The sequence below is a fragment of the Caballeronia sp. SBC1 genome (assembly GCF_011493005.1).
GTDB lineage: Bacteria > Pseudomonadota > Gammaproteobacteria > Burkholderiales > Burkholderiaceae > Caballeronia.
The window spans coordinates 2161201-2187537 of the sequence record NZ_CP049156.1 but is presented as its reverse complement, the minus strand read 5'-3'; the positions used below and the strand labels follow the sequence as shown (position 1 = coordinate 2187537).

Genomic DNA, 26337 nt, shown 5'->3' with positions numbered 1-26337 from the left:
GATGACTGAACAGAAGAAAAAGCTCGAGAAACTGACCGGCGTGAAGGGCATGAACGACATCCTCCCGCAGGATGCCGCGTTGTGGGAATTCTTCGAAGACACCGTCAAGTCGATGCTGCGCGCATACGGCTATCAGCAGATCCGCACGCCAATCCTCGAGCCCACGCAGTTGTTCACGCGCGGCATTGGCGAAGTAACGGATATTGTCGAGAAGGAAATGTACAGCTTCACCGACGCGCTCAACGGCGAGCATCTCACGCTGCGCCCGGAGAACACGGCCGCCGTGGTGCGTGCGTCGATCGAACACAATCTGCTTTACGACGGCCCCAAGCGGCTGTGGTACATCGGTCCCATGTTTCGTCACGAGCGTCCGCAGCGCGGGCGGTACCGGCAGTTTTATCAGGTCGGCGTGGAAGCGCTCGGCTTTGCCGGACCGGACACAGACGCTGAAATCATCATGATGTGCCAGCGCTTGTGGGACGATCTCGGACTCTCCGGTATCAGGCTCGAACTGAATTCGCTCGGCCAGCCGGAAGAGCGCGCAGCGCACCGGACGGAACTGATCGCGTATCTCGAGCAACATGTTGACGCGCTCGACGAAGAATCGAAGCGCCGTCTCTACACCAATCCGTTGCGCGTGCTGGATACCAAGAATCCCGCCATGCAGGAGATTGCGCAGAACGCGCCGAAGCTCGTCGATTTCCTCGGGGCCGAATCGCTCGCGCACTTCGAGGGGGTTCAGCGTCTGCTGAAGGCGAACAATATTCCGTTCAAGATCAACCCGCGTCTCGTTCGTGGCCTCGATTACTACAATCTCACCGTGTTCGAATGGGTGACCGACAAGCTCGGCGCACAGGGTACGGTGGCGGGCGGCGGCCGCTACGATCCGCTGATCGAACAACTGGGCGGCAAGGCAACAGCGGCGTGCGGCTGGGCGATGGGTGTCGAGCGCATTCTTGAATTGCTGAAGGAAGAAGATCTGGTGCCGGTGCCGGAAGGAACCGATATCTACGTGGTTCACCAGGGTGAAGCGGCGGCAGAGCAGGCGTTTATCATTGCCGAGCGATTGCGCGACACCGGCCTGGACGTCATCCTGCATTGCAGCCCGGACGGCACGCCCGCGAGCTTCAAGTCGCAGATGAAAAAGGCCGATGCCAGCGGCGCGGCATTTGCCGTGGTGCTGGGCGAGAACGAGCTGGCGCAGGGCATGGTCGGCGTGAAGCCGCTGCGCAGTGCATCGATCGAGTCGACGGGTCAAAAGAACGAGCAAGCCACGGTGCCGGTGGAAGACTTGACCGAATTTCTAATCAATGCGATGGTGGCAACCGCCGACGACGGCGCCGACTGATTTGTCGGGCTGCGCCACGCGGGCAAGGTGGTGCGGCGGCCTGAAACAATGGTGTGCGGCGTTGCGCGCGAACACAAAAGCAGTCAAGGAATACGCAGGGCATGAGCTATCACGAAGAACAAGAGTCACTAGAAAACCTGAAAGCCTGGTGGGCGAAATGGGGCAACTCCACGACCTGGATTGTTCTTGCGGTGCTCGTCGTCGCGGCGGGCTGGAACGGCTGGAATTTCTGGCAGCGCAGGCAGGCTGCAGAAGCCGCCGTGCTCTACGACCAGGTGCAGCAAGCGGTGGCATCGAGTGACAAGGCAATGGTCACGCGGGCGGCAACGGACATGGAAGACAAGTTCGGCGGCACCGCGTATGCGCAGATGACGGCGCTGGCCGCCGCCAAATCGCTGTACACCGCAGGGGACAGCGCAGGGGCTAAAACGCAACTGCAATGGGCCGCCGATCACGCGAAAGACGCTGAATACAAACAGATCGCGAAACTGCGGCTGTCTTTGCTGCTGCTTGACGAAAAATCCTATGACGCTGGCCTGAAGGTGCTCGCCGACGCGCCCCTCGACGCGTTCAAGGGCGTGGTGTCGGACCGTCGCGGTGACCTGCTGGCGGCCGAAGGTAAGCGCGATGACGCGCGTGCGGCTTACAAGGTTGCGCTCGACACGCTGCCGAAGTCCGATACGTCCGCCCGTCAACTGGTCCAGTTCAAGCTGGACGCACTCGGCGGCTAGCGCCGACGGCCGGTCTCAAGGCCCGTCAGCCGACCTCGTCCTTATGCAGGCGCGTTGCTCACTAGGTTAAAGTCACCGGTTTGCAGCGGTGACTTGCACCCCAAGCGAGCACCACGCCGCACACCGATCAACCGATTTCACTTATTCATGTTGCGTCCACCGATGACTTTTCTGAAACGCTACGCTCTCCCGCTCGCTTGTGCGATGACGGTTATGCTCACCGCCTGCGCCACCAAGGACGAGCGCCGCGTGCCGACTCCGCTTGTAGACATCAAGCCGGTTCTAACCGTGGAGCAGGCCTGGAAGGCGAGCGTCGGCAAGGCCGGGCGTTATCTGTTCTCGCCCGTGGCAGTCGGTGACTTCGTCTACGCGGCAGGCGCCAACGGAACGGTTGCGAAGATCGATGCCAAGACGGGGCAGGACGTGTGGCGTACCAAGCTCAAAGACGATCTGTCAGCGGGCGTGGGCAGCGACGGCAACCTGACCGCGGTCGGTGGCCTGAAAGGCAACGTCTACGTACTCGGACCGGACGGCAAGCAACTCTGGACAGCAACCGCGCCGGGCGAAATCATCTCGCCGCCGCTGGTCGGCAATGACGTGGTCATCGTCCGGACGATCGACGGCAAGGTCATTGCGTTCAACTCGCAAACTGGCGAGCAGAAATGGGTATTCCAGGCGCGCGCCGTGCCGCTCAACCTGCGCGTGGCTGCCGGCATGACGTTCGCCGCTTCCCAGGCGGTCCTGGCGGGCTTCCCGGGCGGTACCTTCGCTGCAATCAATCTGCAGACCGGCGACGCCTACTGGCAGACGCCGGTATCGTTCCCGAAGGGTGTGACTGAGGTCGAGCGTATCAACGACGTCACCGGCGCACCAACACTCGTAGGATCGGAAACGTGCGCGGTCACCTTCCAGGGTCGCATTGGCTGTTTCGACGCGAACTCGGGCCGTCCGCAATGGGAAAAGTCATTCTCGAGCGACAGCGGCCTGGCGCAGGACAATGAAATGGTCGCAGCCGGCGACGACTGGTCGATCGTCAACGCGTTTAGCGGGATCGACGGTGCACCGCTCTGGAAGAACGACAAGCTGAAGAATCGCATGGTCAGCGTACCGTTCATCCTGGGCCGCGCCGTCGTGCTTGGCGACTATCAGGGTTTCGTGCATTTCCTTTCAACGGCTAATGGCGAATTCGTCGGCCGTGCCAAGACCGATGGCAGCGCAATTACTGCTGCGCCGGTGCTGGCAGGCGATACCCTGGTTATCCAGACGCACGACGGCGGCCTGTATGGTTTCCGTCCGCGCTGATTTGACGGTTTGAGTGGGTTTGACTGGATCTAACGTTCTGACGAGCGTGCCGGCTTTGCCGGCCGTTCGTGTTTTTTCGGACTTTTTTGTTTTTTGAGTCCGCGCCGTGCGAATAGAATCGATTCATCAAGGCTGCACGTGAAGCATCCATCGTGCGGCAAATAAGCGCACAAGCAGCATCTAAGCGGTAAAGGCAACGGTACAAGTAACTCTAGGCAACACCAGGCATCGGGATTTCGGCGGCAGATTTGTGCAAGCCGGTCCACACCTTCGGGTGACGTTGCTCGATCGATCATGTCGTTTGGCGGAGCGCTCAGCGCGTTCCACATGCGCTTCAAACGCCATGAAAGTGGAACATCGCTGCACGCCGCGGTCGCTCCGCTGGAACCGTGCTAATTTTCGACACATCGCCGGGCCACGCACACTCGCGGCTCGCCGTTTCCGGACTTTTATCCGGCGCGCGCCGGGCCGGAATCATCCGCCTTGCGTTCAACTGTGAACACCATCTGATGAAACCCGTAATTGCCCTCGTGGGGCGCCCCAATGTGGGGAAATCGACGCTTTTCAACCGCCTGACCCGTTCGCGTGACGCACTCGTCGCCGACTTGCCCGGCCTAACCCGGGACCGCCACTATGGCGAAGGCCGGGTCGGCGACCGGCCTTATCTGGTGGTCGACACCGGCGGTTTCGAACCGGTCGCGAAAGATGGCATCCTGCACGAAATGGCGCGCCAGACCCGCCAGGCGGTGGAGGAGGCCGACGTGGTGGTCTTCATCACCGACGGCCGCAATGGGCTCGCACCGCAGGACAAGGCGATTGCGGACTATCTGCGCAAGACGGGCCGGCCGCTGTTCCTCGTGGTCAACAAGGCCGAGGGCATGAAGTACAGCGCGGTCGCCGCCGACTTCTACGAACTTGGCCTGGGCGACCCGCGGGCAATCTCTGCAGCGCACGGCGACGGTGTCACGGAAATGATCGGTGACGCGCTCGAGATAGCGTATGCCGGACAGCCGGAAGAAGACCCCGAAGAAAAGGCGGCGCGCGGTGTAAAAATCGCCATTGTGGGACGCCCGAACGTCGGCAAGTCGACGCTGATCAATGCGTTGGTCGGCGAGGAGCGCGTGATCGCGTTCGACATGCCCGGGACCACGCGCGATTCCATCTATGTTGATTTCGAGCGAAGTGGCCGCAAATACACGTTGATCGATACGGCTGGGTTGCGCCGTCGCGGCAAGGTGTTCGAGGCGGTGGAGAAGTTTTCGGTGGTGAAGACGTTACAGTCCATTTCCGACGCTAACGTGGTGATCCTGCTGCTGGATGCGCAACAGGACATCTCCGACCAGGACGCGCATATCGCGGGCTTCGTGGTCGAGCAGGGACGTGCGCTGGTGGTAGGGGTCAATAAGTGGGACGGACTGGACTCGCATGTGCGAGAGCGCACCAAGGCCGACCTGACGCGCAAGCTCAAGTTTTTGGACTTTGCTAAATTCCACTACGTGTCGGCGCTGGAAAAGACGGGCATCAGCCAACTCATGAAATCGGTGGATGACGCCTACGCCGCCGCCATGGCCAAGTTGCCCACGCCGAAGCTCACGCGCGCGCTGATCGACGCGGTTGAGTTTCAGCAGCCGCGTCGCCGCGGACCGATTCGTCCGAAGCTGCGTTATGCGCACCAGGGTGGACAGAATCCGCCGATCATCGTCGTCCACGGAAATGCGCTCGACGCGATCACGGACACCTACAAACGTTACCTTGAAGGTCGCTTCAGAGAAACTTTCGGGCTCGTGGGGACTCCATTGCGCATAGAGTTCCGTTCAAGCGCGAACCCTTACGCGGACAAAGGCTGAATCCCGCGTGCACCAAGCGTTTCGCCGGGTTTCGACGGCCGTGGCGCGCTGGTGCGAAAATGAAAATCGGCTATAGTGTAGCGATTGACGGCGGATCTCTTTTTCTTCGTCGCAATCACGTTAACCTGCAAAAATAATACGGAGTTTGCTATGAGCAACAAAGGGCAATTGTTACAAGACCCGTTTTTGAACGCACTGCGAAAAGAGCACGTGCCTGTATCGATCTATCTGGTCAACGGCATCAAGCTGCAAGGCAATATTGAATCGTTCGACCAGTACGTTGTGTTGCTCCGGAATACGGTTACCCAGATGGTCTATAAGCACGCCATTTCCACGGTCGTGCCGGCGCGTCCGGTGAATTTCCACCCGGATGCAGAGACGCCCTAAACCTCGTTGCGCCCGGTGTCACGGCATGAATGAACATGCTAATTCACCGGTCGCTTCAAAATGAAAACATTGATTTGATCAACGCAGCGCTTGTAGGTGTCGACTTCGGAAAAATCGATTTCGTCGCCAGTCTCGAAGAACTCAGTCTGCTCGCACAAAGTGCGGGTGCCCATCCCGCCGTCACCCTGACCGGTCGCCGTTCCAGCCCCGATGCCAAGATGTTTGTCGGCAGCGGCAAAGTCGAAGAGCTGCGCCTCGCGTGCGAAGCCAACGACGTGGAACTTGTCATTTTTAATCATGCCTTGGCGCCCGCGCAGCAGCGCAATCTGGAAACGGCGCTGGATCGGCGAGTCATTGACCGGACCAGTCTCATCCTCGACATTTTCGCGCAGCGTGCCCGCAGTCACGAAGGCAAGCTGCAGGTCGAACTCGCACAGCTCCAGTACTTGTCCACGCGCCTGATTCGCGCATGGACTCACCTTGAACGGCAGAAGGGCGGTATCGGCTTGCGCGGCCCGGGTGAAACGCAGCTTGAAACTGATCGCCGGCTGATCGGCGAGCGGATAAAGGCGCTGAAGGCGCGCTTGATGAAATTGCGGCGCCAGCATGGCACACAACGGCGTCAGCGCGAGCGCAACCGGACCACCTCGGTGTCGCTAGTCGGCTATACGAACGCGGGCAAGTCGACGCTGTTCAACGCGTTGACGAAAGCGCAGGCCTACGCGGCGGACCAGTTGTTCGCCACGCTCGACACCACCTCCCGCCGGGTTTATCTCAGTGAGGAAGCGGGGCAGGCCGTGGTGTCGGATACGGTCGGCTTCATTCGCGACCTGCCTCACCAGCTGGTCGCGGCTTTTCGTGCGACGCTTGAAGAAACCGTTCAGGCGGACTTGTTACTGCACGTGGTGGATGCGTCGAGCATGGTGCGGCTCGACCAGATCGACGAGGTGAACAAGGTGCTGAGCAGCATTAGCGCCGACGGCATTCCGCAAATCCTCGTTTTCAACAAGATTGATTCGGTGCCTGAGCTCGCGGCCCGCAACGATCCGGTTGAAAGGGATGAGTATGGTAATATTTTGCGCGTCTTTTTGAGCGCGCGAACGGGTCAGGGACTCGACGCGCTGCGCCTGGCAATCGCCGAATTTGCGGCTTCCGAACCCAAAGATAACAACGAGTACACGGAACTTCCGGACGGCACAATCGTGCCGGAGTCCATGGATAGCACATCCGACGACGGAACCACGCTACCGGAAGACCACCGGTCAGCCGACGAAAGTGATGACCGCAAGGTCCCCGAGCACGGGCACTGATCTGTTCCGATTTGCATTGACCCGGCTGTCTAATGGTGAATCACCGAGTGAACGACTACAACGAGCGGAGTAACCGGCAGCTTTCGCATGCCGTCTTTTCGATCAACGATCCGCGCTGGGGGCGGGGCGACGGCAATGGCGACGCTAAAAGCCAGGACCAGAAGCGTCCACAGGATCCCAAGCGGCCATCGAAGGACAAGGATGGTGAAGGCCCGCCGGATCTCGACGAAATGTGGCGCGACTTCAACAAGAAGCTTGCGGGCTTGTTCGGCAAGAAACCGGCAGGCGGCGGTCCGCGTGCTGATAACGGCCGGGGCGCGAAGATCGGCATGGGCATTGTTATCGGCGTGTTGATTGCGATCTATCTGGGCAGCGGCGTATTCGTCGTACAGGACGGCAATGTGGGCGTTGTGTCGCGCTTCGGAAAGTATGAAGAGTCGGCGGATGCGGGCATTCACTGGCGTCTTCCGTATCCGTTCGAGTCGCACGAGATCGTCAATACGTCGCAGATTCGTTCGGTCGAAGTCGGGCGCAACAACACCGTGACCCAGGCCAATGTTCGTGACGCGTCGCTGCTGACGCACGACGCAGATATCGTCGACGTGCGCTTTGCCGTGCAATATCAGATCAAATCGGCGACTGACTACCTGTTCCGCAATGTCGATCCTGATCAGAACGTGACGGAATCGGCGCAAGCCGCAATTCGCGAGATCGCGGGTACGCAAAGCACCGACGACCTGCTTTTCAAGGATCGCGAAGCATTGCGCGCAAAGCTGGTCGACGCCATCCAGGCATCGCTCGATTTGTATAAGACGGGCTTGCAGGTGACGGGCGTGACCATCGAGAGCGTGCAAGTGCCGGCGCAGGTGCAGCCCGCGTTTGAAGATGCCGCGAAGGTGCGCCAGGACAACGAGCGCGCGGTCGACACCGCGAAAGCCTACGCAGATCAACTGTTGCCGCGCGCGAAGACCGACGCGGCGCGCATGATTGACGACGCGAAGGGCTATAGCAACCGGGTCGTTTCGCAGGCGCAAGGCAATGCCGAGCGCTTCAAGCAGGTCTACGCAGAATATTCGAAGGCGCCGGCAGTGATTCGTCAACGCATGTATCTGGACACAATGCAGCAGATCTATTCGCGTGCGACGAAGGTGTTCGTCGACAGCAAGAGCTCGAACAACGTGGTGTATTTGCCGCTCGACAAGCTCGTCGATGCAAACCGCCAGAACGCAGCCGCTGCAGCGTCGGGCGCGTCGGGCGTCGCACCAGGGACGGCGCCTTCGGGCGCGAATCAACCGGTGGGCGCCGCGCCTGCCGGCGTGATTGGAGGCTCGATCACGCAGGATGCACGTGCCGAAAGCGCATCGGCGGCTTCGGCCGTGACTGCGCAGTCCGCCGCTCCCGCCAGCGCTGCAGCTTCTGCTGCTGCCTCGGGTGCAGCCGCTCAGTCATCGAGTGACCCGTTGCGCTCGCGCGATGCGTTCCGTTCGCGTTCGCGCGAAGACGACACGCAATGAGGAGCGCGATCATGAATCGAATTATTGCGCTTGTTGTTGCCGTGGTAGTCGTGTTGTTCATCGGCTCGTCCATGATGTTCGTGGTCGACGAACGCCACGCGGGGGTCGTGTCCGCACATGGCGGCGGTACGCCCACGCTCGTCACGCCCGGCCTTCATTTCAAGTTGCCGCCGCCGTTCCAGACGCTGACGCTGATCGACACCCGTACGCTTACGCTCGACGAAGCAGGCTCGGATCGCTTCAATACGTCGGACAAGAATGAGGTGATCGTGAATACGGTCATCAAGTATCGGGTGGCCGATCCGCTCAAGCTGTTCGAAAGCAACGAGAAGAACACGCAGACGGCGCAGGACCAGCTGGCCGCGCTCACGCGTACGGCGTTGACGTCGTCGTTTACCAAGCGTTCGCTGACGGATGTGCTCGGTGAGCAGCAAGCTATTGCGACCGAAGCGCAGAAGGCGATCGAGCAGCCGGCAGCCGCGTTCGGCGTGGAACTTGTCGACCTGCAACTGACACGCATCGACTTTCCGCCGGCGGTGGCCGATTCGGTCTACAAACGCATGATCGCGGCGCGCCAGCAAGCGGCGACCGAGGAACGTGCGAAGGGAACGGCCGACGCGGATGCGCTGAAAGCGAGCGCGGAGCGCCAGCAGGAAGCCATTCTTGCCGATGCCTACAAGGAAGCGCAGACCATCAAGGGTGAGGGCGATGGAAAAGCTGCGTCCATTGCCGCCGATGCATACAGCGTCGATCCGCAGTTCTACCAGTTCTATCAAAGCCTTGAAGCGTATAAAAAGACCTTCAATGCTGGCGACGTGATGGTCGTCGATCCGAGCAGCGATTTCTTCCGCTTCATGCGCAGCCCGAATGGTGCTGCACCGAGCGGCGCCGATGCCACCACCCCGGCGCTCGCGCGCAAGCGCTGAGTTGTCCATGCGTCGCGGCGAGAGCCGCGACGCTTTCAATCGAATGGATATGGCTGCATCGTTACTGCTCGCGATTGCGTTGATGCTGATTATTGAGGGGATGTTTCCGTTCGTCTTCCCTAACTCCTGGCGCGACACGTTCCGCCGGATCGCGCAACGGCCGCCGCACCAGATTCGTATCGGTGGGCTGATCGCCATGGTGCTTGGCGTTATCCTGCTGATTATCGCCACGTGACGCTTGCAAGGTGACGCTTGCACCCCGAAAATTCAAAGCGGGCCGACGTGTAATCTCCTGTCGCCCATAGACTCAAAGCTTGCGCACACCCGCGGCAATCATCTTTGCCGCGCTCAAACGCTCCGTAGGAAACGCACTGATGTCCACCTGGTTACTTCCCGAGAATATTGCCGACGTCTTGCCGTCCGAGGCTCGCAAGATTGAAGAATTGCGCCGCCGGCTGCTCGACCGTTTTCGTTCGTACGGCTATGAACTTGTCATGCCGCCCATGCTCGAGTACCTCGAGTCGTTGCTCACCAGCGGCGGCAGCGACCTGAACCTCCGAACGTTCAAACTCGTCGATCAATTGTCCGGCCGTACGCTCGGCTTGCGTGCGGACATAACGCCGCAGGTCTCGCGTATCGACGCGCATTTGCTGAATCGGCAGGGTGTGACGCGCCTGTGTTACGCGGGCAATGTGCTGCATACGCGCCCGCGCGGTCTGCACGCTACGCGCGAGCAGATCCAGATCGGCGCCGAAATCTACGGCCATGCGGGACTGGAAGCGGATCTCGAGATCCAGCAACTGATGCTGGACTCACTGCGTTTGAGCGGCCTCGATAAAGTGCGCCTCGACCTGTGCCACGCGGGTGTTTTGTCGGCGTTGCTGGACCTGGAACCGGCTGCGGCGTCGCTCGGTGAAGCGCTGTTCGACGCGCTCGGTGCGAAGGATGTACCGCGCCTGAACGAACTCACGGCCAAGCTCGGCGATGTCACCCGGGACGCGTTGCGCGCATTGCCTTCGCTGTACGGCGACGCTTCCGTGCTCGACGAAGCGCGGGCCCGGCTACCGAATCTTCCGGTGATCGGCCGGGCACTAGACGACCTCGCATTCCTCGCTGGGCAAGCGAACGGAGCCGAGCTGATGATCGATCTCGCCGATCTGCGCGGTTACGCGTACCACAGCGGCGTGATGTTCTCGGCGTATGTTGACGGTGTGCCGAACGCGGTGGCGCGGGGCGGCCGTTACGACGACGTGGGCCTGGCCTACGGCCGTGCGCGTCCGGCAACGGGTTTTTCGCTCGACCTGCGCGAAGTCGCGCGTATTTCTCCCGTCGATGCCCGCGGAAGCGCGGTCCTCGCCCCGTGGAAGCATGACGAACCGCTGCTCGCGGCGGTTGCGCAATTGCGCGATGCGGGCGAAGTGGTGATTCAGGCGTTGCCGGGACACGACCATGATCTCGACGAGTTCGCGTTCGACCGCGTGCTGGTCGAGCGGGATGGAAAGTGGGTTGTAGAGGCCCGTTCCTAGCGGTTTTCCGGTTTGCCGGTGCGTTTTTTATCGGTACACAGCGGTAAAGCGCAGACAAAACCTCCGCCAGATCCAATCGATGCAAAATCAATACGCGTTCGCAAATACCGGGAAAAACTCGGAACCTTCCGCGAACATAGGTAAAATGCTTTTTTAACCAGCTATCAAATTGACATGTCTGCCAGCGCAGTGAATGTGAACCCGGGGCGCAACGTCGTCGTGGTCGGCACCCAGTGGGGTGATGAGGGCAAGGGCAAGATCGTCGACTGGTTGACGGACCACGCTCAGGGCGTTGTGCGCTTCCAGGGCGGCCACAATGCCGGCCACACGCTGATTATCGGCGGCAAGAAAACCATCCTTCGACTGATTCCCTCGGGCATCATGCGCGCCGGCACCGCCTGCTACATCGGCAATGGTGTCGTGTTGTCGCCGGAAGCGCTCTTCAAGGAAATTGGCGAGCTGGAGTCGGCAGGTGTGGACGTCCAGAAACGTCTTTTCATCTCCGAAGCCGCCAACCTGATTCTTCCGTATCACATCGCTATCGACCAGGCGCGCGAAGCGCGGCGCGGTGCGGCGAAGATCGGCACGACCGGACGCGGCATCGGCCCGGCGTATGAAGACAAGGTCGGCCGTCGCGGCTTGCGCGTGCAGGATCTGTACGATCGCGAAGTATTCGCTGAGCGCCTGCGCGAAACCCTCGATTTCCACAATTTCGTGCTGACCGGTTATCTGGGCGCCGCTGCGGTGGATTACCAGGAAACGCTGGACACCATGTTCGGCTACGCCGAGCGCCTCGCGCCCATGGTGACCGACGTCTCGCGCCGTCTCTACGACGAAAACCACGCTGGCCGCAACCTGCTGTTCGAAGGCGCGCAAGGCACGCTGCTCGACATTGATCACGGCACCTACCCGTACGTCACGTCGAGCAATTGCGTGGCGGGCGCGGCGACTGCCGGCGCGGGCGTGGGTCCGCAGAAGCTCAACTACATCCTCGGCATCACGAAGGCGTATTGCACGCGCGTGGGCGCAGGCCCGTTCCCGAGCGAGCTGTATGACGCCGACAACGCAAACCGCCAGGAGCAGGTCGGCCTGACGCTTGCGACAGTCGGCAAGGAATTCGGCTCGGTGACCGGGCGTCCGCGCCGCACCGGCTGGCTTGACGCCGCCGCGCTGCGCCGCTCGATCCAGATCAACGGCATCTCGGGCTTATGCATGACCAAGCTCGACGTGCTCGACGGTCTGGAAGAAGTGAAGCTGTGCGTGGGCTACAAGCTCGATGGCAAGGATGTCGACATCCTGCCGCGCGGTGCTTCGGAAGTGGCGCGTTGCGAGCCGGTGTACGAGACGTTCGGCGGCTGGAAGGAAAGCACCATTGGCATCACGCAATGGGACAGCCTGCCGGCCAATGCGCGCAAGTACCTGTCGCGTATCCAGGAAGTGGCGGCGGTGCCTATCGACATGGTGTCGACCGGTCCGGATCGCGACGAAACCATTCTGCTGCGTCATCCGTTCAAGGTTTAAGTAACCCGGACGTGTAGCAACGACGAAAGTGGCCGCGAATCAGCGGCCACTTTTGCATATTCAACAGACGTACATAGCTGTACATATTGAAAAGAGTTTCACCATGATCGCGATGAAAGATCCGCGCAACGACGACCGGAATCTATGGGTAGGCTGGGACGAATATCACCGGCTGATCGAACTGCTCGCGCTCTCCGTGCATGACTCGGGCTGGAAGTTCGACAATATCCTGTGCCTTGCGCGTGGCGGCCTGCGGGTCGGTGACCAGCTTTCGCGCATCTATGACCTGCCGCTTGCCATCCTGGCGACGAGTTCGTATCGCGAGGCAGCCGGCACGGAGCAGGGCACACTCGATATCGGGCAATACATCACCATGACGCGCGGCGAGCTGTCTGGCAATGTGCTGCTCGTAGACGACCTCGTCGATTCCGGGGTGACGCTTTCGCGCGTGCAGCAGCATCTGAAAGAGCGTTATCCCGCGGTTACGGCAGTGCGTTCGGCCGTGCTTTGGTACAAGGGCTGCTCCAAAGTAAAGCCCGACTACCACGTGCAGTTTCTCGAAACGAACCCGTGGATTCATCAACCATTCGAAGAGTGGGACACGGTCCGCCCGCACAACCTCGGTGCCTGGATCAAGCGCGGCGTCCAGGACGAGCGCAACTGATTCAAGTCCTGAGCTTATTTGAATCGTGCGCGTGATCGGTTCACTTGAACGATCAGTGGTTACGCAGCAGAACGAAACTGAAATTGAAACGCCGTTCGATTCGCCTTTCCGGTGCGATCGAGCGGCGTTTTTTTGCGTATCGTCGGTTAAAGCCGGAAAGCACCTTACATGCACCTTCCTAGCTTTGCTGCAATGCTAAACTGCCGTCTCGCTCCGGTCGTAGCGGTATCGCAACAGGCCGGTCGGGCGCCGCACGCAACGTTAGAATGGCGTTCGTTTTTTCCGCTTCGGACGGCTTCCCGCGTTTATGAACAAATTGACTCACGCGCACGAGCGCAAACAGCCGCTACCTGCCTTGGCACTTGCTGCAATTGGCGTAGTGTTCGGCGATATCGGCACCAGCCCGCTGTACGCGTTGAAAGAGGCCTTCAGTAAATCCCACGGCATTGAACTGAGCGAAGCCTCCATCCTCGGGGTTATCTCGCTGTTGTTCTGGGCGATCATGATCGTGGTCTCCATCAAGTACGTGCTCTTCGTGATGCGCGCCGACAACAACGGCGAAGGCGGGGTGCTTGCGCTGATGACACTTGCGTTACGCACATTGAAGGGGTCGGGACGTGCAACCGGCGTGCTGATGATGCTTGGCATTTTCGGCGCATGCATGTTTTACGGCGATGCTGTCATTACACCGGCCATGTCGGTGATTTCGGCTGTGGAAGGGTTGGAAATCGTCTCGCCAGCGCTTTCTGAATGGGTGATCCCCATTACCATCGTTATTCTCGTGATGCTTTTCTGGATACAGCGCCGCGGTACGTCGGTGGTCGGCAAGCTCTTTGGCCCGATCATGGGATTGTGGTTCCTGACGCTGGCCGTGCTTGGCGTGTATCACATCGTGCAAATGCCACGCGTGCTGATCGCGCTGAATCCGTATTACGCGTTTTCGTTCATGGCTGCCCACGTGCTGCAGGCGTATATCGTGCTTGGGTCGGTGGTGCTGGTGCTGACCGGCGCAGAAGCGCTGTATGCCGATATGGGGCACTTCGGCGCCAAGCCCATTCGCTACGCGTGGTATGGCCTCGTCATGCCGTCGCTGGTACTTAATTATTTCGGCCAGGGTGCGTTGCTGATGCACTCGCCGGAAGCCGCCGAAAGTCCGTTCTTTCTCCTGGCGCCGCAATGGGCTCTCTTGCCTTTGGTGATCCTGTCGACTGTAGCGACCGTGATCGCATCGCAGGCTGTCATTTCAGGCGCGTATTCGCTTACGAGCCAGGCAATCCAGCTTGGCTACGTGCCACGCATGAAGATCCTGCATACGTCGGATCTGGCGATCGGGCAGATCTATATTCCGGTCGTGAACTGGATGCTGTTGTTCGTGATCCTGTGCATTGTGATCGGCTTCAAAAGCTCCGAGAATCTCGCGGCCGCATACGGGCTTGCCGTCACCGCGACCATGCTGGTCACGACCATTCTTGCATCGGTTGTGATGACCAAGCTGTGGGGCTGGAACAAGTTTCTGGTGGGCGCGATCATCAGCGTGTTTTTTATCGTCGATGTCGGGTTCTTCGGCGCGAGCTTGCTTAAGATCGAGCAGGGCGGCTGGCTGCCGCTGGGTATTGGCGGCGTGCTGTTTTTCTTGCTGATGACGTGGTTCAAGGGCCGCATGATCGTGAAGGACCGGACCGCCGCCGACGGTATTCCGTTGATGCCGTTCCTGCAGGGACTGCTCGCGCATCCGCCGCACCGGGTGTCGGGTACCGCAATCTATCTGACCGGCAACGACACGCTCGTGCCCGTTAGCCTGTTGCACAACCTGAAGCACAACAAGGTCCTGCATGAACGGACCATCTTCCTGAATTTCGTTACGCGCGATGTGCCGTATGTCGACGATGACAAGCGCGTGGAAGTGAAGGACGCGGGCGGCGGGCTTTTTCTCGTGAAGGCGCAGTACGGGTTCAACGAAACGCCCGACGTGAAGGCGGTGCTGAACGAGATCGGCCGTACCCATGACATGACGTTCGAACTCATGGATACGTCGTTCTTCATGGCCCGTGAAACGGTGGTGCCGACGCAGTTGCCGGGTATGTCGGTGTGGCGCGAACGGGTGTTTGCGTGGATGCATCAGAATGCCGCCAAGCCGACCGACTTCTTCAGTATTCCCGCGAACCGGGTAGTCGAGTTGGGGACGAAGATCGAGATTTGATGGTCGTGTGTCTCAGGCCAATTCACACTTGTTAAGGTAGCTAAAAAGAAAACGGCCCGTCGCAAGACGGGCCGTTTTCTTTTCTATCGAGCCGTATCGCTCGTTTACTTCTTCAGCTTGGCGAACGCCGCCGCCATCGCGCTGGCCGTTTCCGGTTCGCGCTTGCCGCCACTATTGCCGCCGCTATTACCCCGGACATCGCGGGCACTGCCTCCTCCGCCACCCGCGCCACCGCGACGGTCTTGCGCACCGCGTCGCGGTTGTTGCGCCTGGCCGCCGTCGGCGGCGAAGTCATCGTCCAGACGCATGGTCAGCGCAATCCGCTGGCGCTTCACGTCCGTCTCCAGCACCTTCACCTTCACCACCTGACCGGCCTTGACGACCTCGTGCGGGTCCTTGATGAACTTTGTCGACATCGCCGATACGTGCACCAATCCATCCTGATGCACGCCGATATCCACGAACGCACCAAACGCTGCGACGTTCGTGACCACGCCTTCGAGAATCATTCCCGGCGTGAGATCGGAGAGTTTCTCGACGCCATCGCGGAACGTGGCAGTCTTGAACTCCGGACGCGGATCGCGGCCCGGCTTTTCCAGCTCCGCGAGGATGTCGCGCACGGTGGGCAGACCGAACCGTTCGTCGACGAATTCTGCCGGCGATAAGCCCGCCAAGGCTTCGCGCTTGCCCATTACGTCGGCGGCGTGCTTCTTGATCTTGGCCAGGATCCGTTCAACCACCGGATACGCTTCCGGGTGCACCGACGAGCGGTCCAGCGGATTCACGCCGTTGTTGATGCGCAGGAATCCGGCGGCTTGCTCGAAGGTTTTATCGCCGAGACGGGGCACTTTCTTCAGTTGATCACGCGATGCAAACGGGCCGTTGGCGTCGCGGAAATCGACAATATTGCGCGCCAGCGTAGCGTTCAATCCGGACACGCGCGCAAGCAATGCAACCGATGCGGTATTGGCGTCCACGCCGACCGCGTTCACGCAATCTTCAACCACCGCGTCGAGCGAGCGGGCGAGGTCGCGTTGATTGACGTCGTGCTGATACTGGCCCACACCGATCGCTTTCGGATCAATCTTGACGAGTTCCGCGAGCGGATCCTGCAGCCGGCGCGCGATGGATACCGCGCCGCGCAGCGTGACATCGAGGTCAGGAAATTCCTTCGATGCCAGTTCGGATGCCGAATAAATCGATGCGCCCGCTTCCGACACCACGATCTTCTGCAGCTTCAGTTCCGGATGTTTCGCGATCAATTCGCTCGCGAGCTTGTCGGTCTCACGCGACGCCGTGCCATTGCCAATACTGATCAACTCGGCCTGCGTCTGCGCGGCGATTCGCGCGAGCTTGGCGAGCGAGCCGTCCCAGTCGCGACGTGGCTCGTGCGGGTAAATCACGTCGGTGGCGAGCAGCTTTCCGGTGCGATCGACCACGGCCACCTTTACGCCGGTACGCATGCCGGGATCGAGGCCGATCACGGCTTTCGGACCTGCCGGAGCGGCAAGCAAAAGATCTTTCAGGTTGCGTGCAAATACGCGGATGGCCTCAGCTTCGGCTTCTTCGCGCAAATTCGTCAGCAAATCATTTTCGATATTCGGCTGGACCTTGACGCGCCAGCACCAGCGGCATACGTCCGAGAGCCATTTATCGGCCGGCCGGCCCTGGTTCGCGATACCTACGTGGCGTGCGATCAGCGTTTCACCTGGATGCGGCACTTGCGCGTCGAGCTCTTCGCCCAAGCCCAGCTTGACCATCAATACGCCTGCGTTGCGCCCGCGAAATAGCGCGAGCGCCCGGTGCGACGGGACGGTGCGGATGGTTTCCGAGTAGTCGTAGTAGTCGCGGAATTTCTCGCCTTCCTCGGTTTCTTTCCCTTCCACAACGGTCGAAATCACGCTGCCTTGCTTGAACAAGTAGTCGCGAACCTTACCGAGAATTTCCGCCGTTTCGCCGAACTGTTCCGAGAGGATGTCGCGGGCGCCATCGAGCGCGGCCTTGGTGTCGGCGACCCCTTTTTCGGCATCCACGTAACGCGCGGCTTCTGTTTGCGGATCGAGCGTCGGGTCGGCGAGTAGGGCGTCGGCGAGCGGCTGCAGGCCGGCTTCGCGGGCGATCTGCGCGCGCGTGCGGCGCTTCGGTTTATAGGGGAGATACAGATCTTCGAGGACCTGCTTGCTGTTGGCGCCTTCAACGGCTGCGCGCAGCTCGGGAGTGAGCTTGCCCTGTTCGTCGATGCTCTGGACAATCGTCGCGCGCCGGTCTTCCAGCTCACGTAGATAGATGAGCCGTTCCTCGAGATTGCGCAATTGCGTGTCGTCGAGATTGCCCGTCACTTCCTTTCTATATCGGGCGATAAACGGAACGGTTGAGCCTTCATCGAGAAGCTGCACGGTCGCGGCGACTTGCCGCGGCTGCACATTCAATTCGGTGGCGATGCGCTGGACAATCTTGAGTGCTACGGTTTCCGTCATAGGGGTCTGCGTCAGCCTGCTGGCTCATCAAGGGCTTTTCGTACCGCGCATTTCACGTTAAGCCGCGCGAACACGTTTGCCGGGTTGGTGAAGCGGGGCATTTTGCCATAAATGCCGGAGGGCTCCGGCGCGCGGTGATAGAATTTCGGGATCGTAGAAGCTGCTTTTTCACGCCATTGTCCGTCTCCTTGTCTACCACGCTGGCTATTACGTTGCCGACTTCCCGCCTTTCGCCCGCTTTGCCGACTGCTCCAGTCGATTCGTTCGCCTCGACCGGTCCGGCCGCATCGGGTGGCGGTGTTGCCATCGTGCGGCGAGCCGTGCTGTCGGCCATTCCGCTGGCCGGCTTGTCGCGGCAGCTTTTGCTGTCCACCCGATCGCTCGCCCGGCCTGTTGCGGCAATATTGTTCGCGCTGACCTGTGCGAGCGTTGGCACGGCCGCCGTCGCGCAGACACCGAAGCCCATCAACCCGGGTACGTCGGTCACGCAAACGCAGCTCGACGAAAGCGGCGCGCAAGGTACTGCCACGCAAGCGGCGTCGGGCGTTTCGGTTTCGGCAAGCCGGGCGGCGGGTCAGATCGGAGCAAGTGGCGCAATCGATGCTAGCGCAGCGCAAGCCACAGCCGATACAAATGGTTTCACCGCGCGCCAGAAGGCGTTGGACGTTCGCAGCGCGGAGAACAACTATCTCTATGCGGTCAAGCAACACGATTGCTACAGCGATTTTTTTGTCAATCACTGCCTGGACAAAGCGCGCGACGCCAAGCGTGTAGTAGGCGCGCAGATTCGCAAGGAACAACTGGCGCTCGACGACGAACAACGTCTGCAGCACGCGCAGCAGCGGGACGAGCAAACGGCGATCAAACGCGCGCAGTACGCGTCCGAGGCGCCGCAGCGCGAGGCGAGCGAGAAGGCGAGCGAGGAATCGTTTGCAGAGAAGCAGCGCCAGAACGCGTTGTCGGCGGCGCAGCGAACGGCGGAAGCGCCGCAGCGCGCGGCTAACCAAGCCGATTACGACCGCAAGCAGGCGGACTACCAGAAGAAACTTGCCGATGCCGCCGCGCGCGGCGTGCAGGACGCGAAAGAACGCGAGGACAAGGCGGAACGCTTTGCGGCGAAGCAACGTGACGCGGCCGAGCATCAGGCGGAAGTCCAGGCCCGGCAGAAGGAAGCAGCCGCCAAGCAGCAACAGCGTGCACAGCAGGACGCGGCAGACCAGGCGCATCAGGCACAACTCAAGCAACAGCAACAGCAACAACAGCAATCCAAGTAAGCCAGGGCCGGACAGCAACCTCGGGCGACGCCGTCAGTGATTTGGACACGCGTCGCCGAGACCAGCGGAGACGAATATGCATGCATATCCTGCAGCAGCGGTCGACACAGGCACGATTCGCGAACGGATCGGGCAGCTGGAAGCGGAGCATCACGGCCTGAATAGTCTTATCGGCAAGATGGCTGAGGTTCCCGGCATCAACGACTTCGAGATCAGGCGCCTGAAGAAGCGCAAGCTCAAAGTCAAGGACACCATCATCCTGCTGCAATTGCAGTTGGAGCCGGACGCGCACTTAAATCCATGAAGGACGTTCGGTGCACACGCGATGCATGCGCGGGCCGGAAGAACCTTTACGCCACTCGGCCCTTCGCGCCCCGCCGGCAAGGGTAGAACAAGCCATGCTTACTGACACGAGTCGTAAGCCGGAATACAAGCAGGAACGTCCCTTTGAATTCGCCCGACCATACCCTCACAGAGAACGCGGAATCCGTGCTGAAGCCGGCCGCGAAGGCGGGTGCCGTCGACACCACGCTTTCGCTCACGCTGGCACCGAAGCGCCGCACTGAACTTGACGCGATTTTTGCCGCCGAGGGTCTGTTGGCGCGGCAAATCGATGGTTATCGCTCACGTGCTTCACAGGTCGACATGGCCCGCGCGGTCGCCGCCGCCATGGAGGCTTCCGGGCGCGCCATGCCTGAACCCGCGATGTTCGACGCGCAACGCCGGCCCGCCCGCAAGCTCGGGCCATCGGATGCACCCGTCGTTCATGAGGAAGGTCGGGACGAACTGGGCGTGGCGACGGCATCGACGGGAATCGACGGCGGCGAAAACACGCTGATCGTGGAGGCGGGTACGGGTACGGGCAAGACCTTTGCGTATCTCGTGCCGGCCATGTTGTGGGGCGGCAAGGTGATCGTCTCGACCGGCACGAAGCACTTGCAGGACCAGCTATTCCAGCGCGACATTCCGACCGTGCGCGACGCGCTTGCCGTGCCGGTGTCGGTCGCCATGCTCAAAGGGCGCGCGAATTACCTGTGTCACTACTACCTGCAGCGCACCGCCGACAACGGCCGTTTGCCCACGCGCCAGGACACGTCGCATCTGCAGGAAATCATCCGTTTCGCCAAGATCACGCGCACCGGCGACAAGGCTGAACTCGCGAGCGTGCCGGAGAACTCGCCCGTCTGGCCAATGGTCACGTCTACGCGGGACAACTGCCTCGGTCAGGAATGCCCGCAGTACAAAGAGTGCTTCGTGATGCAGGCTCGGCGCGAGGCACAGCAGGCGGATATCGTGGTGGTGAATCACCACCTGTTTTTCGCCGATGTCATGTTGCGCGACACGGGCATGGCCGAATTGCTGCCGACGGCAAACACCATCATCTTCGACGAAGCACATCAATTGCCCGAAACCGCGACGCTTTTTTTCGGCGAAACGGTTTCCACCACGCAGTTTCTCGAACTGGCCCGCGACGCGGTAGCCGAAGGCTTGAGTCACGCCCGCGATTTCTCCGACTGGACGAAACTTGGCGCTGCGCTGGAGCGTGCGGCGCGCGACGTGCGGCTGGCGTTTAAAGAAGATTCGGTGCGAATGGCGCTTGCCCAGCTCGCCGACGACCATCCGCTGTTCGAGGCGCTCGATACGCTTGAAGAGCATCTTGACGCACTCACCAAGGCGCTTGGCGAGCACGCTGAACGGGCCGAGTCGCTGGGTGTGCTGTTGCGCCGTGCACGCGAATTGCAGGGTTTGCTGGGTGGCTGGACTGCACCGCCGACTTCTGTCGAAAAGGCGGTAGCTGAAGAAGCTGAAGCGGCGGCAAAAGCCGATCCAAACGAGATGGTGCGCTGGATAGAAGTGTTCTCGCATACGGTGCAGTTGCACGAGACGCCGCTTTCCGTCGCGCCGATTTTCTCGAAGCAGCGCGCCGGTGTGCCGCGGGCGTGGATCTTCACATCGGCGACATTGTCGGTGCGTGGGGATTTCACGCATTACGCTGCGCAAATGGGCCTGAACGCGCGTCGTTCAATGACGCTGCCCAGTCCCTTCGATTACCCGACGCAAGGCCTGTTGTACGTACCGCGTAACTTGCCGCAACCGTCGTCGCCAAATTTTACCGACGCCGTGTTCGATGGCGCGTTGCCGGTGATTGAGGCATCGAAGGGCGGCGTGTTTTTCCTTTGCACGACCTTGCGTGCGGTCGATCGGATTGCGATGCGACTGCGTGACACAATCGAGCAACGCGGCTGGGACTACCCTCTGCTGGTACAGGGCGACGCCAGCCGCACCGAATTGCTCGACCGCTTTCGCTCCTATGGCAACGCCATCCTGGTGGGTAGCCAGAGCTTCTGGGAAGGCGTGGATGTGCGTGGTGATGCGCTCTCGCTGGTGGTTATCGACAAGCTGCCGTTTGCGCCGCCCGATGACCCGGTGTTGTCGGCGAGGCTTGATGCGTTGACCAAGAAGGGCCTGAGCCCGTTCGCCGTGCATCAGTTGCCGCAGGCGGTGATTACGCTCAAGCAGGGCGCGGGTCGGTTGATCCGCGCGGAAACGGATCGTGGCGTGCTGATGATCTGCGATACCCGTCTCGTCGATAAACCCTACGGCCGGCGCATCTGGCAAAGCCTGCCGCCGTTCAAGCGAACGCGCGAACTGGAGGTGGTACGCGCTTTCTTCTCCGATTCCGAAACGTTGGCGGCTCAAGAGGACGAATGAGCGCGGTGTGTTAAACGCCGTGAGCCCGTGAGCTGGGCGCCAGCAGCATGTGTCGCCGCACAAAACAAAAAACCGGCCTGGCAGCGCGCTGACGCAGCATCGGCGTTATTTCTCTAGCGAGGTCGGTGACGAACTTGATATCGCTTTGCTAGCGCTGGGCGTCTCGGGCGCGCGACGCCGCACTGCGGGTGTCACTACAACTGCGCGGTGTTGGCGGCGAGCCGTGGTGCAAACCGCGTTTCTTTCCCCGTGCGCGGCTCTTCGGAGTTGACACTGGATCAGGTGGAGTTCATCGAAACGCGGCGCCCTGCTGCGATCAACCGCCGGGCGGTTGGGCTGGCACCGTCTGCCAGCCTCCGGGGCAGGTCTTTACATACGGGTAATAACCCTGAGGCTTCCCGCAGTAATACCAGTAGGCCGCTTGCGGCGCGCCGCCGCCGGCCGGGTTCGCTGCTTGCCCCTGTTCGACATACTGAGCCGGCAACGAGGGATCGCCGACCGGGACAGGCCCGTAAGCGTAGTAGCCTGGGTAGTAGCCGGGGTAATACGGGTATGGATAGCCAGCGACAAAACCCGGTCCAAAATAGACCCCGATCGACCCTCCGCAGCAACCACCGTGATAGTAGCCGCCGTGGTAATAACCGCCGCCGTGGTAGCCGCCGCCCCAGCCGCCGCCACCGCCGTGGTAGTAGCCACCGGCGGTGGCCGCGCCGCTCGCGCCCAGGGCCGCCGCCAACACCAGCAATAGCTGGCACGCTCTACGCCCATTCATGATGATCACCTCGATTGTCCGCGCCATTCCAGATGTGATTCGCCGAGCCGGATTGTGCCCGGGGCAGGCTGTCCCGAATCAGGAGCGGCTATTCATAAGTGTATGAATTTCGCGAACCTTTTTCCTTATTTATGTAACGGGGCATGACACGGGTTTCGGCCGCACGCGATTACGAAGTTGCAATGTCATGTTTGCCTGTGGGTAATGCCCGCCAGATGCACTTTCCACGTCAGGAGGCCCACTCCGGGCGTCCTTTGGCGAGAGCGGGCTGGCTCGGATTGACCACCTGGAACCCGGTTCAGCCTGTGACAACGGTGTCCAAAAAAAAGCCGCACTCTGAATGAGCGCGGCTTTTTTTCGAAACTTAACTGAACTGCATGATTCCGGCTTTCGCCGGTTTTTCGTTGGAGCGATCAGCGTGAAAAAAACGCTTACCAGAGCTGCCACCACGATTTGTTGTCCTTACCCGGACGCGACTTGCCTGTGACATACGGGCTGTCGGGGAACGTAGCGGCCAGCACGCGCTTCGTGTCGCCTTCCAGTTGCGGTTGGTCGAGCTTGCCGTACGACAGCATCATGATATGCAACGCGTCTTCCGTTGCAGGCGCGTTCCGATATTCACGGATTGCGAGCTGCGCACGGTTGATGGCGGCCACATAAGCGCCACGCCGATAGTAATAATCCGCGGCGTGCACTTCATGCGAAGCCAGCGCGTTCACAATGTAGCGCATGCGTTGAGCAGCATCGGGCGCATACTTGCTTTGCGGATATTTGTCGACCACGACCTTGAATGCGTCGTACGATTCGCGCAGCGACACCGGATCGCGTTCGCTCATGTCCTGGCCGGAGAAGCGGCCGAACAGACCGAGGTCGTCGTTGAAGTGGATCATGCCTTTCAGGTAATACGCGTAGGCAATGTCCGGGTGATCCGGATGCAACTTGATGAAGCGGTCGATAGCCGCGTCGGCCGAAGCGGTTTCACCGTCCTTCCAGTCGCAATACGCCACATTGATCTGCGCTTGTTGTGCAAAATGACCGAACGGATCGCGACCTTCAAGGTTCTCGAAATACTTCGCGCATTTGCCGAAGTCACCGCCGCTCAGCGCATCCTGCGCCTCCGAGTATAATTTGCCGTTATTCCACGTTGCCGTTTCGTCGGTTTTCTCGGGCAAACCATGACAGCCCGCAACAATGACGGCACTCGCAGCCAGCGCCATGACCTTGACAGACGAGTTCGACGATAGCCGGACCAGTTGACGGACAGGGTTCAAAACGGTTCTCAAAGCTTGATTCACGGCTCGCATCAGTGCTTGCATTTTCTAGCTCATGCCTTTCTGGCTAATTCCCAGCTTTTCAGTCTAAATGACCCGCTCAAGTACAAGTCGTACCAAAGATCGCAGCAAAGATTATAGCCCAAGCACATCGGCCGACGACGCACGTCTGGACGATTTGACCGAACCGGCCGCTGCGCCGGACGCGGCAAGCGAGATTCACGGCGAACCCGTGCCCACCAACCTGCACGAGCGCCGCGCCGACGCCGAAACGCCACGCACGATCCTCGTCCCCGACGAGTACGCTGGCGAGCGCCTCGACAAGGTCATGGCGCGCTTGTTCCCCGAATTCTCGCGAAGCCGCCTGCAGACCTGGATCGATGCGCAACGCGTGCAGGTCGATGGCGCGCCCGCGAAGATCCGGCAGCCGGTGCCGCTCGGCGCCACTATCACGCTGATTCCCGATCTGCTGCCCGAACAGCTTGCGTTCACGCCAGAACCGGTGCCCCTCGAGATCGTCTACGAAGACGACGCGCTCGTTGTCATCAACAAGCCCGCGGGCATGGTCGTGCACCCTGCTGCGGGCAACTGGAGCGGCACGCTGCTCAACGGCTTGCTGTACCGGTACGGCGATGCCGCCGCCGGCTTGCCGCGTGCGGGTATCGTGCATCGGCTCGACAAGGAAACGTCCGGGCTGATGGTGGTTGCACGCACGCTCGAAGCCCAGACCATCCTGACCCGTCAGTTGCAGGCACGCACGGTAAAGCGCCGCTACGTCGCGCTGGTGTGGGGGACGATGCCGGACGAAGGCACGATCGACGCACCAATTGGCCGCGATCCGCGCGACCGCACGCGCATGGCGGTGGTGGAGAGCGCATCGGGGAAATATGCCCGTACGCACTATCGCACCATCGACCGCGCGATGTGGAATAACCAGCCCGTGTCCGCGGTTCACTGCGATCTCGATACCGGCCGCACGCACCAGATCCGCGTGCATTGCGCGCATATCCGCCATCCGTTGCTGGGGGATCCGATCTACGGCCACGCACGTGGCAAGCGTTCGGTGCAGCCGCTGCCGGATGGGTTCAATCGCCAGGCGCTGCATGCCTGGCGGCTCGGACTGATCCATCCGACCACGGGTCGCGAGATCAGTTGGCGCGCGGATGTGCCCGAGGATATTGAAGCGTTGGCAGCGGAATTGGGCCTCGGTCGCGATGAAGCGACGGATCTGGATCCGGAGGATGCGGATTTCATCGAGGAGGACGGTGGCGACGTTGAGGCGCGCGGCGGCTGGGACGAGTCGCAGCCAATTGAATATGACGATGATGACGAGGAATGACGCCAATGGCGAGCCCGTCCGGGTCTGATTTCGCCGCTAAATTCGCGGCTTGGCCGCCGCTTCGCAACGATGATTGCGTTTGGCCCGGCTGGTCGAGCGGTCCCGATGCAGTTTCGCCAAGCGTAAAGGCGCTCGCGACCACCCGCAATGGGGGTGTCAGCGCCGCGCCGTATGGCGGCGCGAACGGTCGTGGCGGCCTTAACCTCGGCCTGCATACAGGCGATGTGCCCGACGCCGTGATGGAAAACCGCCGGCGCGTGGTGGAACTCACGGGCGCTCCGGTTGCGTGGCTCGAGCAGGTGCATGGCGCACAAATCGAGGATGCCGGTGCGGTGATCGACCGCTGCGCTGGTTCGGCCGCGTCCGTCGCGTCGGCGGTCAAGGCCGACGCAGCGGTGACGGATCGCGCGGGAGTTGTGTGCGTTGTGATGATCGCAGACTGCCTGCCGGTACTTTTTTGCGATACAGCCGGCCGTGCTGTCGGCGCAGCGCATGCAGGCTGGCGTGGACTCGCGGCTGGAATCGTGGAAAAGACGGCGGAGCGGGTTGTGCAGCTCGCCGGCGCCCAAGCCAGCACGTTGCACGCATGGCTCGGTCCGGCGATCGGCTCGGCGGCGTTCGAAGTAGGTGAAGATGTGCTCGACGCGTTCGTGGCCGCGATCGATCCTGCATTTCGCGATGCGACCGTCGCCGCTTTCGTCAGGCGTGAAGAGAAACACAAATATCTCGCCAATCTTTACGCGCTCGCTCGTTTGCGCCTCGAGCGGATTGGCGTGCCGCCCGAAAATGTCCATGGCGGAACGTTTTGCACAATGACTGACGTGGACCGGTTCTATTCATATAGACGGGACCGGACAACAGGGCGTATGGCCGCAATGATCTGGTTGGCCGACTAGACCGGACCGGCGCAGATCCGGTTCAAACCATCTATGACCTGATGTTTCGCCACGCCTCAGCGCGCGCTTTTTGCCGCGCGACTAAAACGTGGCCGCTCGCGACAGGCGCGCCTTATGTTGCGCAACATTTCTTGACATTCATCACCGCGTCACATCGGGAAAACGATGATGAAAAAAATATCGCACTGCGTCAAAATCAAGGCGACGCATTGACACGCCTTGCACCGTGGAGCAAGAATGTTTCACAAAAGCGCACGGCGTAGCAAGGTCACATCATCGCGGTCGGGCGTTTAGCAGCCCAGCTCGACGATCACGACGAC

Annotated in this window: 21 protein-coding genes; 18 read left to right on the top strand and 3 right to left on the bottom strand. The window is 60.8% G+C overall.

The features are described 5' to 3' along the window. Position 1 precedes the first annotated feature (1 nt). From hisS to SBC1_RS09525, 13 genes are all read left to right on the top strand, one after another. Entirely contained in the window at positions 2-1348 is a 1347-nt protein-coding gene (gene hisS / locus SBC1_RS09585; RefSeq protein ID WP_165091460.1) for a histidine--tRNA ligase, read from the top strand. 101 nt (positions 1349-1449) lie between these two features. Continuing rightward, positions 1450-2079 carry a tetratricopeptide repeat protein gene (locus SBC1_RS09580; RefSeq protein WP_165091458.1) on the top strand — a complete coding sequence of 210 codons (630 nt, stop codon included), beginning with the start codon at positions 1450-1452 and terminating at the stop codon, positions 2077-2079. A gap of 162 nt (positions 2080-2241) precedes the next feature. After that, positions 2242-3381 (top strand): outer membrane protein assembly factor BamB, encoded by a 1140-nt coding sequence (bamB, locus tag SBC1_RS09575; RefSeq protein WP_165091456.1) that lies wholly within the window; start codon positions 2242-2244, stop codon positions 3379-3381. A 509-nt stretch (positions 3382-3890) separates the two neighbouring features. Further along, complete coding sequence (der, locus tag SBC1_RS09570) at positions 3891-5228, top strand: ribosome biogenesis GTPase Der (protein WP_031356422.1); 1338 nt, start codon at positions 3891-3893, stop codon at positions 5226-5228. Between the two features lie 150 nt (positions 5229-5378). Continuing rightward, a complete protein-coding gene (hfq, locus tag SBC1_RS09565; RefSeq protein WP_031356421.1) occupies positions 5379-5615 on the top strand; it encodes an RNA chaperone Hfq in 237 nt (78 codons plus the stop codon). Between the two features lie 35 nt (positions 5616-5650). Continuing rightward, a complete protein-coding gene (gene hflX, locus SBC1_RS09560) occupies positions 5651-6925 on the top strand; it encodes a GTPase HflX (protein WP_165093221.1) in 1275 nt (424 codons plus the stop codon). 47 nt (positions 6926-6972) lie between these two features. Then, positions 6973-8439, top strand: a complete 1467-nt coding sequence (gene hflK, locus SBC1_RS09555; protein WP_165091453.1) for an FtsH protease activity modulator HflK — start codon at positions 6973-6975, stop codon at positions 8437-8439. Between the two features lie 11 nt (positions 8440-8450). Continuing rightward, the gene (gene hflC / locus SBC1_RS09550; RefSeq protein WP_165091451.1) at positions 8451-9365 is read left to right on the top strand and encodes a protease modulator HflC; all 915 of its coding nucleotides are present in this window, start codon (positions 8451-8453) and stop codon (positions 9363-9365) included. 43 nt (positions 9366-9408) lie between these two features. Next, positions 9409-9600: a DUF2065 domain-containing protein gene (locus SBC1_RS09545; protein ID WP_031356417.1), complete on the top strand. Its 192-nt coding sequence runs from the start codon at positions 9409-9411 to the stop codon at positions 9598-9600. Between the two features lie 139 nt (positions 9601-9739). Beyond that, positions 9740-10891: an ATP phosphoribosyltransferase regulatory subunit gene (locus SBC1_RS09540; protein ID WP_165091448.1), complete on the top strand. Its 1152-nt coding sequence runs from the start codon at positions 9740-9742 to the stop codon at positions 10889-10891. Positions 10892-11065: 174 nt separating this feature from the next. Further along, positions 11066-12412 carry an adenylosuccinate synthase gene (locus tag SBC1_RS09535; protein WP_165091446.1) on the top strand — a complete coding sequence of 449 codons (1347 nt, stop codon included), beginning with the start codon at positions 11066-11068 and terminating at the stop codon, positions 12410-12412. 103 nt (positions 12413-12515) lie between these two features. After that, positions 12516-13076: a phosphoribosyltransferase gene (locus SBC1_RS09530; protein ID WP_165091444.1), complete on the top strand. Its 561-nt coding sequence runs from the start codon at positions 12516-12518 to the stop codon at positions 13074-13076. Positions 13077-13383: 307 nt separating this feature from the next. Next, positions 13384-15276 (top strand): potassium transporter Kup, encoded by a 1893-nt coding sequence (locus tag SBC1_RS09525; protein WP_165091441.1) that lies wholly within the window; start codon positions 13384-13386, stop codon positions 15274-15276. A 104-nt stretch (positions 15277-15380) separates the two neighbouring features. Here the strand turns inward: SBC1_RS09525 and SBC1_RS09520 are convergent, their stop codons facing one another. Then, positions 15381-17753: a Tex family protein gene (locus SBC1_RS09520; RefSeq protein ID WP_165091439.1), complete on the bottom strand. Its 2373-nt coding sequence runs from the start codon at positions 17751-17753 to the stop codon at positions 15381-15383. Between the two features lie 212 nt (positions 17754-17965). Here SBC1_RS09520 and SBC1_RS09515 point away from each other — a divergent pair, with 212 nt between their 5' ends. The 3 genes from SBC1_RS09515 to SBC1_RS09505 all read left to right on the top strand — a co-directional run bounded on the left by SBC1_RS09515 (position 17966) and on the right by SBC1_RS09505 (position 21739). Then, positions 17966-19027 (top strand): colicin transporter, encoded by a 1062-nt coding sequence (locus SBC1_RS09515; RefSeq protein ID WP_243830201.1) that lies wholly within the window; start codon positions 17966-17968, stop codon positions 19025-19027. Between the two features lie 76 nt (positions 19028-19103). After that, a complete protein-coding gene (locus SBC1_RS09510) occupies positions 19104-19331 on the top strand; it encodes a DUF465 domain-containing protein (RefSeq protein ID WP_165091437.1) in 228 nt (75 codons plus the stop codon). Between the two features lie 185 nt (positions 19332-19516). Further along, positions 19517-21739, top strand: coding sequence for an ATP-dependent DNA helicase (locus SBC1_RS09505; protein WP_370469621.1), 2223 nt, complete (start codon positions 19517-19519; stop codon positions 21737-21739). A 316-nt stretch (positions 21740-22055) separates the two neighbouring features. Here SBC1_RS09505 and SBC1_RS09500 read toward each other — a convergent pair whose 3' ends face one another. After that, positions 22056-22511, bottom strand: a complete 456-nt coding sequence (locus SBC1_RS09500; protein ID WP_165091435.1) for a hypothetical protein — start codon at positions 22509-22511, stop codon at positions 22056-22058. Positions 22512-22942: 431 nt separating this feature from the next. After that, positions 22943-23728, bottom strand: coding sequence for an outer membrane protein assembly factor BamD (locus tag SBC1_RS09495; RefSeq protein ID WP_241202099.1), 786 nt, complete (start codon positions 23726-23728; stop codon positions 22943-22945). A 145-nt stretch (positions 23729-23873) separates the two neighbouring features. Between SBC1_RS09495 and SBC1_RS09490 the strand changes: the two genes are divergently transcribed. After that, positions 23874-25121: an RluA family pseudouridine synthase gene (locus SBC1_RS09490; RefSeq protein WP_165091432.1), complete on the top strand. Its 1248-nt coding sequence runs from the start codon at positions 23874-23876 to the stop codon at positions 25119-25121. Between the two features lie 5 nt (positions 25122-25126). Continuing rightward, a complete protein-coding gene (gene pgeF / locus SBC1_RS09485) occupies positions 25127-26017 on the top strand; it encodes a peptidoglycan editing factor PgeF (protein ID WP_165091430.1) in 891 nt (296 codons plus the stop codon). Positions 26018-26337: the final 320 nt, after the last annotated feature.